Annotated in this window: 11 protein-coding genes; 10 read left to right on the forward strand and 1 reads right to left on the reverse strand. The window is 70.8% G+C overall.

The annotated features are described in order from the left end of the window. On the reverse strand, positions 1–441 hold the full coding sequence (locus ACIPSA_RS05190; RefSeq protein WP_402628816.1) for a hypothetical protein: 441 nt from the start codon (positions 439–441) through the stop codon (positions 1–3). A gap of 275 nt (positions 442–716) precedes the next feature. Here ACIPSA_RS05190 and ACIPSA_RS05195 point away from each other — a divergent pair, with 275 nt between their 5' ends. The 10 genes from ACIPSA_RS05195 (at position 717) to ACIPSA_RS05240 (ending at position 13,792) form a co-directional block, all read left to right on the forward strand. Beyond that, a complete protein-coding gene (locus ACIPSA_RS05195; protein WP_402628818.1) occupies positions 717–1,049 on the forward strand; it encodes a hypothetical protein in 333 nt (110 codons plus the stop codon). A gap of 34 nt (positions 1,050–1,083) precedes the next feature. Then, positions 1,084–1,395, forward strand: a complete 312-nt coding sequence (locus ACIPSA_RS05200; protein ID WP_402628820.1) for a pore-forming ESAT-6 family protein — start codon at positions 1,084–1,086, stop codon at positions 1,393–1,395. Between the two features lie 63 nt (positions 1,396–1,458). Further along, a complete protein-coding gene (locus tag ACIPSA_RS05205; RefSeq protein WP_402628822.1) occupies positions 1,459–1,860 on the forward strand; it encodes a DUF6507 family protein in 402 nt (133 codons plus the stop codon). Further along, a complete protein-coding gene (locus tag ACIPSA_RS05210; RefSeq protein ID WP_402628823.1) occupies positions 1,857–4,451 on the forward strand; it encodes a hypothetical protein in 2,595 nt (864 codons plus the stop codon). The genes ACIPSA_RS05205 and ACIPSA_RS05210 overlap by 4 nt, the downstream gene beginning before the upstream one ends. A 7-nt stretch (positions 4,452–4,458) precedes the next feature. Continuing rightward, complete coding sequence (locus ACIPSA_RS05215) at positions 4,459–5,328, forward strand: immunity 49 family protein (protein ID WP_402628825.1); 870 nt, start codon at positions 4,459–4,461, stop codon at positions 5,326–5,328. Further along, positions 5,325–5,606, forward strand: coding sequence for a hypothetical protein (locus ACIPSA_RS05220; RefSeq protein ID WP_402628826.1), 282 nt, complete (start codon positions 5,325–5,327; stop codon positions 5,604–5,606). Before ACIPSA_RS05215 ends, ACIPSA_RS05220 begins: the two co-directional genes overlap by 4 nt. A gap of 16 nt (positions 5,607–5,622) precedes the next feature. Continuing rightward, positions 5,623–7,011 (forward strand): type VII secretion integral membrane protein EccD, encoded by a 1,389-nt coding sequence (gene eccD, locus ACIPSA_RS05225; RefSeq protein ID WP_402629506.1) that lies wholly within the window; start codon positions 5,623–5,625, stop codon positions 7,009–7,011. A gap of 16 nt (positions 7,012–7,027) precedes the next feature. Continuing rightward, positions 7,028–8,356 carry a hypothetical protein gene (locus ACIPSA_RS05230; protein WP_402628827.1) on the forward strand — a complete coding sequence of 443 codons (1,329 nt, stop codon included), beginning with the start codon at positions 7,028–7,030 and terminating at the stop codon, positions 8,354–8,356. Positions 8,357–8,420: 64 nt separating this feature from the next. Continuing rightward, positions 8,421–12,395 (forward strand): type VII secretion protein EccCb, encoded by a 3,975-nt coding sequence (gene eccCb, locus ACIPSA_RS05235; RefSeq protein ID WP_402628828.1) that lies wholly within the window; start codon positions 8,421–8,423, stop codon positions 12,393–12,395. Then, entirely contained in the window at positions 12,392–13,792 is a 1,401-nt protein-coding gene (locus tag ACIPSA_RS05240; RefSeq protein ID WP_402628830.1) for a DUF6177 family protein, read from the forward strand. The genes eccCb and ACIPSA_RS05240 overlap by 4 nt, the downstream gene beginning before the upstream one ends. Position 13,793 lies beyond the last annotated feature (1 nt).

The raw sequence follows: 13,793 nt of genomic DNA on the forward strand, positions 1-13,793 counted from the left end.
CTACTTGAGCAGGAACTCGCAGGGCTTGGGGCTCTTGCCGCCGTTGTTGTCGGCGACCTGTTTGCCGTCGACCTTGATCACGCAGGCGGCTGTCTTCAGCATCCCGTCGCCGGCCGGGACCGGCCCGGGAACGACCGATACGAGGTGGCCCACCCTCAGCTCGGCCCCGGTGAGTTCAAGCGTCTCGGTCTTCGTCCATGGCAGCTTATGCGTCTCGAAGGCGTTGCTGGCCAGGTTGTAGCCGATCTTCGCGGTACCCGAGCCGGTCACCGCCAGCGTGACGGTGTGCTTCTCCCCGCCCGCTCCGGCCGTCGGCGACGCGCTCTGGGACGCTGTCACTTTGCCGCCGTTGGTCTTGTCGCCGTCCGTGGTGCCGCTGCCGCAGCCGGCCAGCAGGGTTGCCGCAACCAGTACTGCCGCAGCCGTGAAAGCGCTTCGCATGTTCCCCGTTCCCCCAGTTCTGTTTCCTGTCGCGAAGAAGCGACGTCCCGAGATCCAATCATGTTCGGTTCGTGCCGTGAGGCGCCTGGGGCACGCGTACAGCGCAGCGGTGGACACACGGCGCTCCGCGACGCCGCACCCGCCCTTTGCGATCACGTTCCGATGTCGTCCGGATCACGCCACATCGGGACCAACTGCGTTGCCACTGCGATCACATGCGATGCAAGATACCCAAACACACTTTTGATTCAGGCGTGATGCACGGGGGTGGACACGTGAAGTTCGACATGGGATCGACGACCCTGTCGGAGCTCGGCAAGAGCACGGTCGGTTCCAGTGACGACCTGGGCACGCTGATCCGCTGGCTGATCCAGGCGGCAGAGCCGTTGGAGGGGAAGTTCAACGGGTCCGGCAAGGTCGCCTTCGACTCGTTCAAGTCCCGGGCGGACGAGATCACCAACGCGCTGAACAGCTCGCTCGGCGCGATCATCGGCGGGCAGAGCGGCATGGACACCGCCTTCGGCAGCGGTGACATCGAGACGCAGGACAACGCCAACAAGAGCATGGGCGCGGCCAACTTCGACGCCGCCCGCTTCGGCGCGCGATAGACGCCACAGCCACTACGACAGGGGGATCGTGACGATGGGCCAGAACCAGGACCGCCTCTCTTACGACACCGGTGCCTCCAGTGAGGTGCAGGGCAGTCTGCAGGGCATCATCGGCCAGCTGGAGCGTGTGCTGGGTGACCGCGAGCGCGCGGTCAAGGCCGCCATGGCCGACTTCCAGGCCGACGGGGTCTCGGACGAGTACCACGGCAAGGAGGTCCGCTGGAACCGTGCCGCGACCGAGGTCCGCAACATCATCCACCTCGTCCGCGCCACGCTCGAGGAGAACGACGGCACCGCCCAGTCCACGGTGGCGAAGGCGCGGGCGGCTGTAGACAACATCGGCTGAACGCCTGCGTGTTACGGCGATGCGATGACGGCAGCAACTGCGTGAATTCAACGGGGGTTCGACATGACGGCGTGGGATATCTCGCCCTCGGGCGTCCAGCACGTCCTCAACGAGACCGGAAAGGCGGCCGAGGGTCTCTCCAACACCGGCAAGGCGCTCGGGGAGACCATGACGAGCGCGGCGAGTTCGTCCGGCACCATCGTGCCGGGCAACCAGGTCCAGTGCGGGATTCAGGGGCCGGTCGCGGCGGCGCTGGGTGAGTTCCTCCAGGCGTACCAGAAGGACCTGATGTACGTGGCGATGCGGACGTCCGACTCCCTCGACGGAGCGGCCACCGCCACCAACGAGTACGTCAAGGGGAACCTGGAGATGGCCGCGCAGGCGCAGGCGCACGCGCTCAAGGAGCCGGTGATCGACCTGCCCGGGGACAAGGGACAGGTCAAGGGACCTCAGGGGGGTCAGTGAGCCCGGAGCTCATCGACCCCGAGGGCATACCCGTCTTCACCGGCGACCTGGAACAGCTCAGCACCGACGCTGTGCTGCTGACCGCGGAGGCGTTGGCCTTCCGGTTCGCCGGGGCGGACGTGCACGGCAAGTTCCAGGGACTGTCGGCCTGTTACTCCGCACCGGAGGCGGAGCAACTGTTCGCCACGACCGCACCCGTGGCGGCCAAGGCAGACAAGTTCGCCGACGACCTCGAGAAGGTGGGCGCGGCGCTGAGCGCCTACGAGGCGGAGATCCAGCCACTGGTGGCCAAGCTCAAGAGCCTCAAGGAGCGCGCCGAGACCTTCCGGGCGGACATCGCGGGCGACGACCACTGGCGCGAGGACAACGACAAGGTCCAGCTCAACAACGACCTGTTCTACGACGTCAACGTCACCCAAGTGGCCTTCTGGCAGGCCGAGCGCACCTGCCACAACAAGATCACGGCGCTGGTGCACGGTACGACGCTGATCGTCGAGGACGGTGCGCAGAAACGTCTTCTCGAGCGAGGTACGACGACCTACGGCTTCACCGAGGACCTCCTCAACTCGTCCGACGAGCTGCCCTGGGGCACGACGGTCGAGAAGGAACGGCACGGTCTGGACTGGCTGAGCCATCAGATCGTCGAGTTCGGCAAGGGCTTCTTCGTCGACGGCGTGTGGGGCACCGTCCGCGGGCTCGGCACGCTCGTCGGCTTCGACGGACTTGACGCGATGGGCGAGGCCTGGGCGCACCTGGACAAGCTCGCGACCGGTATCGCCATCACGCTCACCCCGCTCGGGACGGCGTACTGGTTGGCCCCCGACGACAAACTCCCCGCCTACCTCCGGGAATCCCGCCAGACGGTGATCGAGACCGGCAAGGCGCTGATCGCCTACGACCAGTGGGGCAAGAACCCGGCCCGAGCCGGCGGCGCGGTCACCTTCAACGCCCTCACGACCGTCTTCACCGGCGGAGCTGGCTCAGCGGCGAAGAGTGGCGCCGTCGCCCGCACGATCGGCGCGCTCGGCAAGGCAGGGCGGCTCGTCGACCCGATGACATACATCGGAAAGGCGGCGAAGTTCGGCACGGTCAAGGTGGCCGACCTTTTCGGAAGCCTGAAGAACCTCAAGACAGGCGCCTACACGGACGTCCTCTCGGGAGCGGGGAAAGTCCAGCCGGACGGCAGCCTGCTGAAGATCGCCGACGAGGTCCCGGTCGTGGTCGGCAACCACATCGAATGGCCCGACGGAACGCGGCTCAACCTGGACGACGGGTCCGTGATCAAGGCGGACGGCACGCACGCGGCAGCGAAGGTGGAGCTGTCGGCGGCGGACCGGGCGCTGCTGGAGCGGAGCCTGCCGCATGGGGAAACGGTGCTGGTGGGGGCCGGGGACGGTGCGGCGGCGCATGCCGGGGGCGAGGCCACGGCTCACGTCGCAGGCGACGCGACGGCTCGTACCGGGAGTGACGCGACGGCCCACGCTGGCGGGAACGCGACCACTCACATCGGTGAGCGCGCCGGGGCCCGTTCCACGGACACGCTGCCCGCACATGACACCTCCGTGCATGCGACGGGCGGGGATCACAGCCCAGGTGCCGGCGCCCACGGCGACGGTGGCGACGGTGGCGACGGTGGCGACGGTGGCGACGGCAGCAGGAACGGCGACCAGGATGGACCCGGTTCCGGCGAACACGATCCGCTGGCGCGCGAGCGCGAGATCATGCGGCAGCAGGTGGAGCGGGCCAACACGGATACGAAGTGGTTCGAGGAGAACTACCGGAACAATGGGTACCGGCGGTCCACCAAGTACACCGGAGGGTACGGCCAGCCGATCCCGCACCTGGTCCGCAATCCCTTCGGAGGACCGAACAAGTGGATTGCGGCGAGCGACATGCCGCCGCCGATCCGGGAGCATTACGTCAGCAATGTGCCCGAGGTCGGCAAGCGGTTGCGGGTGAGCGACGACGTCCAGCACTTCTTGGACGAACAGGCTGCCAAGCGCGACCGTGCCATCACGCTCGACAACGCTGCCGAGGCCAGGCTCGAGGCGGCCGAGAAGGCGTACGCGGCCAATCCGACCGATGAACTCGCCGAGGCCATGCGACATGCGGAGCAGGCGCACTCGCCGCTACACGGAGGCATGAACCGGGAAAGCGAGATGTTCGGCGAACACGTCGCCGAACACCGGGCGATACCCGACCACTTCCCCGACGCGATACGTGTGGACGACGGAGCGTTCGGAAACAACCGGTTCGATCAGATCTACAAGACGCCTGACGGCCGGTTCGTCGTCGTCGAGGCGAAGGGGTCCTTGGAAGCCCGACTCGGAGCACGCAAGGGGCATAGTGGGCGCTTGGTGACACAGGGTTCACGAGAGTACTTCGAGACCATCCTGGACGAAATGAAGAAGAGGGCTCAGAAGAACAAGACCAAGGGCCTGCTCGACGAAGCACGGGCCGAGAAGAAACTGGCTGACGGCCTGAAGGCCGCTCTGGATCACAACCAGGTCGACTATGTCCTGGTCAAGGCAGATGCCGACGGCGCTCACTACGCTGGTTATTCGATGAAGCGCTTCGACATCACGAAATGAGGACGCCATGCCGACGGTGATTTCCCGGCCGCCGCAAGAGCACAGCCACCCGGATCCGGAGGCGCTACGTCAGGAACTGAACTCGGACACCCTTGAGGAAATCCAGGGTCTGGAGGAACATCCGGACGGCTTCGGCCTGGTTTTCAGCAGTGCGCTGCACACAGCCAAGCTCCAGTGCCTGAACGACCCCACGGCCGCGATGCTCGAAACCTGGGAAGCCTGGACCACGGCCATGCAGGTCGGGTCCGCGCTGTTCGCCTCGGTCACAGCTTCCCCGGGCTCCACCGTGCCGTGCATGATCGCCCACGAGGTCCGCAGCATTCCAGCTGTCGGGGTCACGCACTTCGCGGACGCCGGCACCTGGCTGGAAGCCTTCTGGCTCGCGGTGATCTGCCGTGACCAGGCCCGTATGACCCAGCTCTGCCAGGTACCCATCGAGACCCTGCGGGCGTCGGGCGCCGTGTTCGAGGAGTACATCTACGACTGGGTCGACGTCCTCCAGACGTACTGGCTGGAGCAGCCCGGTCTCGGCGAGAAGCTGGTCGCCGCCTTCGACGGAACCGATCCCGACCGGCTGCGGTTCATCGACCGCGAGATGATGCTCAAGGTCCTGTATCCGCCGATCAACCTCTTCTACCGCTTCATCGGCCAGGACCCGGTCAAGTTCAACGCGGCGCTCGTACAAACCCTCACGCTCCACAAGGAGTACTGGACCGCGGACTCCGAGCGCGAGGAATCCGGAGACGGGGACATTCCCCTCGCGGCCCTCGCCATCACCTGTCTCGCCTACGACGCCGGCCGCCCCGTCGAGGTCGAGTCGGAGTACCTGCCCGAGCATCTGCTGAAGCGAAGCTGGCTCGGAGAGTTCCCGACGTGACAGCCCAGGACTACGACAGCCAGCTGCTGGAGTCCGTCTCGGTACGGCGTCGGCGTCTCCGCGATGCCCTCCTCTTCGGGACCCAGCGGCAACGTCGTTCCGTGGACGAGCGGGTGGGAAAGGTGTTCGCCGGAGTCGTGATCGCGGCCGTGTTGTGTGCCGGGTGTGTGGGGTGGTCGTTCGTGTCGCATCGGGTGATCGGGAAGAGTCCGTATGGAGGTTCCGTGCAGCCCTCGGCCGGGGTTGCCTCGCCCACCGACTCCCCTTCCACCCGGTGATAGGTTCGAACACGTGATGTCTGCGGGGGCCTTGAGTCGTACGGCGGCCGGTGGGACCGCGGTCGTCCTGAGTCGCGTCACCCTGGTCGGGGAGCGGCGGCGTATCGATCTCGTACTGCCGGCGCGGGAGCCGGTCGGGCTGCTGTTGCCCGAGATCCTGCGGCTGTTGGACGACCGGGTGGGCGAGCGGCCCGAGTTGCGGCATCTCGTGACCACGGACGGGTCCGCGCTCGACCACGACAGCACCCTTGAGTCCGCCGGCGTCCGCGACGGTGCCGTGCTGCGGCTGGTGCGGGCCGAGGACGCTCCGTCCGCGCCCGTCGTGCACGACGTGAGCGACGAGGTCGCGGAGGATCTCGGCGGTCGGTCCTGGCGGTGGGGGCCCGGATCCCGGCGCGTCACCGCCGGGCTTGCGACCGTGGGCTGGGCCGGCGCGGCCGCCCTGTTCGCGCGGACCGCTTACGACCCTTCCGTCGTCGCGGGCGCGCTGCTCGGCGTGGCTGTCGTTGCCGCTCTCGCCGGGGCCCTGCTCGGGCGGGAGCGGCAGCAGCGCGGGCTCGTCACGACTCTCCTCTGCTCGGCCGGGGTGCTGGGCATGCTGGGCGCGTCCGCCCTCGCCGACGGCCGCGGCTGGTCGGCCGCGCCGCAGGTGGCGGCCCTGGCCGCGGTGGGTGTCGTCACGCTCGTACTGCTGGGGCGGTTCACGGCGTTGGGACGCGGTGGGCTGGTCGGTGCGGCCGCTGTCGGTGTCACCGTGCTCGGCTGGGAGGGCGTCGTCGCCGTTCAGTCGGGGGCGGGGACCGCCGGGCAGCAGGCCCGTGTGGGGGCCGTGCTCGCCGTCGCGTCCGTCGTGGTGCTCGGCCTGCTGCCGCGTCTCGCCCTCATGGCCTCCGGGCTGGCCGGGCTCGACGACCGGCGGGCCAGTGGGGTCTCGGTGAGCCGGTACCAGGTGTCCGCGGCCCTGGCCGCCGCGCATCGCGGACTGGTGCTCGCCACGGTCGCCGTGGCCGTGTCGGCGGCCCTGGCGGGGGTGTGGGCCTTGCGTGCCCCCACGGTGTGGACCGTGCCGCTCGCCGTCGTCACGGCGGTGGTGATGGTGCTGCGGGCGCGGGCTTTCCCTCTGATCGCCGAGGTCGTGGGGTTGCTGGCGGGCGGCGCACTGGTGGCCGTGAGGCTGTTGTCGGTGTGGGTGGAGCGGTCCGGTGCCGCGGGGCCTGCGCTGGCCGTGCTCGCGGCGCTGGCCGTGCTGCCGCTGGCCGTGCTCGTGGTGCAGCCGGCCGAGCATGTGCGGGTGCGGCTGCGGCGGGCGGGTGACCTGCTGGAGTCCGTGGGCGTCATAGCGCTGCTTCCGCTGCTCATCGGGGTCTTCGGCGTGTACGGGCGTCTGCTCGGCACCTTCGCTTAGGAGACGGGACGACGGCATGGCTCAGGGGGAACGGGAGCAGCAACAGCAGGGCGGCGGCGACTGGCAGCGCGATGTGCTGCGGCAGTTGGCTCAGCACGAGCCGCACGGCCAGCACGGCCACCACGGGCAGCACGGCCACCACGGCCAGCACGGCCAGCACGGCCAGCACGAGCAGCACGGCCAGCAGGGAACATCGGCGCGTGCCGGCGAGCCTGCCCTGCGTCTCGTTCACTCCGCCGGTCCCGACCCTTCGCCCGAAACCGCCGTACGACCCGAACCCGCGCAGGAGACCGCCGTACGACCCGAACCCGCGCAGGAGACCACCGTACGACCCGAACCCGCGCGAACGAACCCCGCACGACCCGAGCCCCGCCCGACCCCACCCGCGCCCACTCCACCATCAGCCCCCGTCACCCGCCTCGCCCCCACCCCGGAATCCGCCCCCACCCTCGACCCCCGCCTCGCCATAGCCATCGGCCGCCCCCAGCACGGCGACTCGCTCGCTCAGCGCACCGGACGTTCCCTCCGGCGGCTCGCCTCCTCCGCCTCCCAGGACGTGACCGAGCAGACCCGGATCGCCAAGGAGTTGCAGCAGCCGGTGACCACGGGGCGGGTCATCGCCGTCACCTCCATCCGCGGCGGCGTCGGCAAGTCGACTGTCGCCGCGCTGCTCGGCCGCACCTTCAACCACTACCGGCACGACCCGGTGCTCACCCTGGAGGCGGACGCCGCGCTGGGCACCCTGCCGGTGCGGATGGGCGCGGAGTCGGTGCGCTGGTCGTGCGGGGACCTCGCCCGGATCCTGACGCCCGCCATGCAACTGACCGAGGTCACCGGCTACTTGGTGCCCGTGTCCGACGGCGGCTGGCTGCTGCCCGCGAGCCAGGGAAGAGTCGGCGCCCCCTTGGACGTCCGGACGTACCGCACGGTGACCCTCGCGCTGCGGCGCTACTTCGCTGTGACGGTCGTCGACTGCGAGACGCTGCCCGGCGAGGTGGCCCGTACCGCGATGGACACCGCCCATGCCCGGGTGGTGGTCGCGCCGATGACGGCGGAGGGCGTCGGCGGCACCCGTCGGGTCCTGGACTGGCTGGCCGGGCTGCCGCATTCCGCCCTGGCGACGACGGTGGTCGCACTCATCGCGAACTCGCCCGACATGGTCCTGGACGTGAAGGCGGCCACTGCGCACCTGAGGGAGCCGGGCGTCACCGTCGTGGTCCTGCCCTACGACCGTCATCTCGCCGGCGGCGGGCCCATCCGCACGGATCTGCTCGGCCGTGCCACCCAGGACGCGGTGCTCAGGCTGGCGGCGGAGGCGATGCACCGGGCGGTGAGGGTCCGGTGACGTGGCACAGCACTGCCGCCCGACCTGCCCACCGACCTGCCCGCCGACTCCGAAAGCCCGGTCCGTGACCCAGCAGCTCGTCCACCGACCCGCCCGCAGCACGCGCCCCTTGGCCCCCGCCGGGCCGCGCGTGATCGAGGCGCCGCCCAACCTGCCCGAGGGCAAGCTCGGCAACGCGGCGACGGCGTTGCTGCCCATGGCCGGTGTCATGGGGTCGGTGATCATGATGACGGTCGTCCGCAACAGCCAGTTCGCGGCGCTCGGCGCGGTCGTGCTGGTCTTCGCGCTGCTCGGCGCGGTCGCACTGTTCCTGTCCCAGCGCGGGAAGGCGCAGCGCACCCGGCGGGTGCAGCGGGAGCGGTATCTGGAGTATCTGGAAGAGCTGCGCGAGGAGTTGGGCGCGAGCGAACGCGCACGGCGAGTCTCGGCACGTGAGTTGAATCCTCCGCCCGAGGCTCTGTACGACATCGTCAGGGACCCGGCGCGGCTGTGGGAGCGCCGCCGCCAGGACACCGACTTCCTGCATTCGCGGCTGGGCACCGGCGAGGTCCCCGTCCAGGAGGTGGCGGTCGGCCAGAGCGGCACGGGCGGGGTGCTGACGCCGCCGGATCCCTTCATGCTCAACGAGGCCCGCGCGCTGCAGAGCCGCTTCGGCATCGCCTCGGACTTCCCGCTCACCGTGCCCCTGGACCGCGCCGGGAACGTGAGCGTCGTCGGCGACCGGGAGGGCGTTCTGCGCGTCGTCCGGGCCATCCTCCTGCAGACCGCGGTGACGCACGCGCCGGACGACGTGGCCCTCGGTCTCGCCATACCCGGGGACCGGCTCGCGGAGTGGGAGTGGGCCAAGTGGCTGCCCCATGTTCTCGACGCTCAGGAGTACGACGGTCCCGTCGCCGCCCGCCGGATCGCACCGAGTCTGCCGCAGCTGGCCGCCCGGTTCCGGCACGAGCTGGGGCGGCGGGCCGCGTATGCGGCGGAGGTGCGGCGCGGGCTCGCCGACCGGGACGCGCTGCGGATGGCCGGCCGGCTGCTCGTCGTCAGCGACGAGTACGGCGAACCGGCCGGCAAGCTTCCCCGCCCGGACTCGGCCGTCGACCTGGCGGACATGGGTGTCACCGTGCTGCACCTGCTGGAGCGGCAGGTGCACGAGCCCGACCAGGTGAGCGTGCGGGTCACCGTCGACGGCGACCGGGTCGTCGTCGACGACCTGAGCGGGGGCACGGCGCTGGGCACGGTCGACCCCGTGACCGCGGGCGGGGCCGAGGGCATCGCCCGCATGCTGGCCCCGCTGCGGCTGTCCGCGGAGTCGGCCGCCGAGGGCACCCCGGTCGCCGGACCGGTCGACTTCCCGGGCCTGCTGGGTATCGGCGACCCGGCCGACCTCGATCTGGACCGGCTGTGGGCCCCGCGCGGCGAACGGGACTTCCTGCGCGTCCCCATCGGCTTGACGGACCGTCACGATCCTGTGCTGCTCGACCTGAAGGAGTCCTCGCAGCTCGGCATGGGCCCGCACGGGCTGTGCGTGGGCGCCACCGGCTCCGGCAAGAGTGAGCTGCTGCGCACCCTCGTCCTGGCCCTGACGGCCACGCACTCCCCCGAGGACCTCGCGCTCGTCCTCGTCGACTACAAGGGCGGCGCCACCTTCGCCCCCTTCGGTGAACTCCCGCACGTGGCAGGCGTGATCACCAACCTGGAGAACCAGGCCGGGCTCGTCGAACGCGTCCACACCAGCCTGGCCGGCGAGGTCAAACGCCGGCAACAGGTACTCAAGGACGCCGGGAGCGTGGCCGACATCGGACACTACGGCGCCCTGCGCGCCACCGACCGGCCGGACCTCGAACCTCTTCCCCACCTCTTCGTCGTCATCGACGAGTTCGGCGAACTGATCACCGCCAAGCCGGACTTCATCGACCTGTTCCTGTCCATCGGCCGTATCGGCCGCTCCATCGGCGTCCATCTGCTGCTGTCCAGCCAGCGCATCGAGGGGGGCAAGCTGAAGGGTCTGGACACCTACCTGTCGTACCGGCTGGGTCTGCGCACCTTCTCCGCGGACGAGTCCCGTACGGTCCTCGACACCACCGACGCCTTCCATCTGCCGCCGCTGCCGGGCTTCGGCTATCTGAAGGTGGACACCTCCACGTACGAGCGGTTCAAGGCCGGTTACGTGTCCGGAGCCCACCGGGGCCCGGCTCCGCGCGAGGAACACGACAGCGAACCGCCGGTCCTGCCCTACCCGGCGTACAGCACACCGCAGGGGCACGACGAGGCCGTGGCGGAGGAACCCGTCGCCACCAAACGCGAGACGGGTCCCACCGTCCTGTCCGTCATGGTCGGCCGGCTCGCCGCGGCCGCATCCCCGGTACGCCGGATCTGGCTGCCCCCGCTGCCGGACGCGGTCACCCTCGACGCGGCCGCCGGGCCGGTGCGGGTCTCCGAGCGCGGGCTGCACGTGGCGGGCGCGGCGGGCGGGATGCGCGTGCCGCTCGGCGTGCTGGACGACCCGGCCCGGCAGTGGCAGGGCAGGTGGCTGCTGGACCTGACGGTGGCGGGCGGGCACGCGGCGGTGATCGGCGGGCCGCAGTCCGGCAAGACGACGCTCCTGCGCACGCTCGTCCTCTCGCTCGCCGTCACCCACACGCCGGACGACGTCGCCGTCTACGGCCTCGACCTGGCCGGCGGCGGCCTGTCGGCGCTCGCCGGGCTGCCCCACGTCGGCGGCATCGCCGGCCGCGCCGACCACGAGCGGGCCGCCCGCACCGTCGCCGAGGTGCGGGCCATGCTGACGGAACGCGAGGAACTGTTCCGCGAGCATGGCATCGACTCCGTCGACCAGCTGCGCCGTCTGCGGGCCCAAGGCCGGTTGTCCGGCCTGGGGGCCACCGATGTCGTCCTGGTGATCGACGGATTCGGCGCTCTGCGGGACGAGTTCGCCGACCTCGACGACGCGGTGACCGACCTGCTCAGGCGGGGCGGTGGCTACGGCATCCACATAGTGGCGGGCATGCTGCGCTGGAACGACGTCCGTATCGCCACCCAGTCGATGTTCGGCACCCGCGTCGAGCTGCGCCTGAACGACCCGGCGGACTCGTCGATCGACCGGAAGCTGTCCGAGACGCTCACGCCCGACACCCCGGGCCGGGTGCTGACCGACGGCAAACTGTTCGCCCAGGCCGCGCTGCCCCGTATCGACAACCGGCCCGAGACGGGCGACCTGGCCGCCGCGCTGGAGGAGGCGGCGCGCACCGTGCGTGCCACCTGGCACGGGGAGCTCGCCCCGCCCGTACGAGTGCTGCCCACCAGGCTGCCCGTCGGCCGGCTCCCTTCCCCGGCCGCCGAAGCCGCGCGGATCCCCCTCGGCGTCGACCAAGAGACCCTCGCCCCGGTCCCCCTCGATCTGTTCGGCACCGACCAGCACCTGCTGATCCTCGGCGACAACGAGTGCGGCAAGACCAACCTGCTGCGTCTGGTCGCCACCCAGCTCGTCGAGCGGTACTCCGACAAGGAACTCGTATTCGGTGTCTTCGACCCGCGCCGCGGGCTGCGCGGTGTCGTCCCCGAGCCCTATCGCGGCGGCTACGCGCACAACGCCAAGCTCGCGAACGCCCTGGCGACGGGCATCGCCACCGAGCTGGAGAAGCGCCTGCCGGAGACGGCCGACCCGGACGCCGCCACCGCCGAGCCCGCCTTCTCGGGGCCGCGGATCGTCATCCTGATCGATGACTACGACATCCTCACCACGGCCGGGCAGCAGCCGCTCGCACCCTTCCTGCCGTACGTCTCCTCGGCCCAGGACATCGGCCTGCACTTCGTCCTGGCCCGCCGCGCCGCCGGTGCCTCCCGGGCGCTGTACGAGCCGCTGTTGACCACGTTGCGGGAGAGCGGCACGGCCGCGCTGGTCATGACCGGCGACCGCACCGAGGGCCAGCTCTTCCCCGGCCTGTACGCCTCCCAGCAGCCGCCGGGACGGGGCACGCTCGTCCGCCGTGGCCGCCCGCATCTGCTGATCCAGACCGCTCTCGCGACCGAAGAGACTCAGTGACCAAGGACGTCATCGCCCTCACCCCGAAGATGCCCGACACATGGGCCCTGCTGGCCGGGCTCTACGCCGGTGGCCCCGGTCTCGACGTGAGCGCCGGGGCCGACGGCGCGGTCCTGCGCCTGTGCGGGCCGCAGGGCCGGCCGCTCGTCTCCGTGGAGGCGCCGATGCTGGTCCAGGTGCCCGGTGAGGCCGAGCGGCTGCTGGGAGAGAAGGCCGCCGTGCCGTTCTGGTGGACCGAGGTCCGGGCCTCCGGTGCGGTGCGCGAGGCGGAGCGCCTGGCGGGTTCGGTGTGCGGGCGGCTCGCTCTGCTGTTGGACGGGCGCGTATGGCCCGAGGGGGTGGTGACCACGGAGGTCGTCGGCCTGGAGGCCGTCATGGCGCCGGACGACGGGCAGCCGATCGTGGACGTGCTCACCGAGAGCACGGCCGTCGTCCTGGCCGACCGGCCCGTGCTGGCCCTGACCCCTTGGCTGTCCGAGGTCTTCCGGAACACCACTGCCACGGGCCGCGCCCTGCAGATCGTCACCCCACCCGGCGTACGCGTCAGTCCGCCCGCCCGCGCGACCCTGCTGCAGGTGCCCAACCGCTGGGTAGTGCAGGATCCGGCGCAGGGCTACTACGACGGCCTGTCCGGGGCGGTGCTGCGCTGGCAGGACGGCACGTTCGCGCCCGCACCCGCGGCCGACGGCACGGTGACGGTCGCCGATGCGTTCGCCAGGGTGGAGCCGACGGACGAACGGCAGCTCGTCGTCGCGTTCCGCACCGTACGCCCGGCCGGCACCGATCTGGTTCTGGGACGGTCCCTGGAGGCGGCCTGGCGTACGCTGACCGGTGCCCCGCCCATCGGCTGGGGCACCGCGGAGCCCGTCAACCTGCCTTGGTCGCCGCGCCAGTTGACCGACACGGCGCGCGACCGGGCGCCCGCGCCCACGTACCTGATCGCGGTCGGGAACCCCGACCGCCCCGCGCTGGCCTCGCTCCGGTGCACACATACGGAGCACGGGGTCGAGGAGGACGTCACGCTCACCCTCGGCTACGGCGCGGACGAGACCCCGCCCACGGACCGGATCGAGTCGCTCGCCGAGGGCCTCGTCACGGACCACGGCCTGACCACCATGCTCACATCCGTGCGCCGCGCCTCCCGCGACCTCACCGCGGCCCCGCGTCTCCAGGCCCCGCCCACCCCGCTCGCCTTCACCCTGGGCGCCCGTGACGTGCGAGGCATCGGCCTCACCCACGCCCGCCGCCCACCGCTCGCGGTAAGCCCGGCGCAGCTCGGCCCGCCCTCGGCCCCGGCCCTGCACTTTCCCCTCGGAGAAGGCACGGACGCCGAGGCCTGGACGGCGCTGCGGTTGCTGGCGGCGCACCTGAAGGCAGGCGTACCCGGAGCACCGTAGG

This window comes from Streptomyces sp. NPDC086549 (assembly GCF_044746205.1).
Lineage (GTDB): Bacteria > Actinomycetota > Actinomycetes > Streptomycetales > Streptomycetaceae > Streptomyces.

Bases quoted from the DNA above. Each gene is read 5' to 3' on its own strand.
- ACIPSA_RS05190 (WP_402628816.1), bottom strand. From the start codon at position 441: ATGCGAAGCGCTTTCACGGCTGCGGCAGTACTGGTTGCGGCAACCCTG.
- ACIPSA_RS05200 (WP_402628820.1), top strand. From the start codon at position 1,084: ATGGGCCAGAACCAGGACCGCCTCTCTTACGACACCGGTGCCTCCAGT.
- ACIPSA_RS05205 (WP_402628822.1), top strand. From the start codon at position 1,459: ATGACGGCGTGGGATATCTCGCCCTCGGGCGTCCAGCACGTCCTCAAC.
- ACIPSA_RS05215 (WP_402628825.1), top strand. From the start codon at position 4,459: ATGCCGACGGTGATTTCCCGGCCGCCGCAAGAGCACAGCCACCCGGAT.
- eccD (WP_402629506.1), top strand. From the start codon at position 5,623: ATGTCTGCGGGGGCCTTGAGTCGTACGGCGGCCGGTGGGACCGCGGTC.
- ACIPSA_RS05230 (WP_402628827.1), top strand. From the start codon at position 7,028: ATGGCTCAGGGGGAACGGGAGCAGCAACAGCAGGGCGGCGGCGACTGG.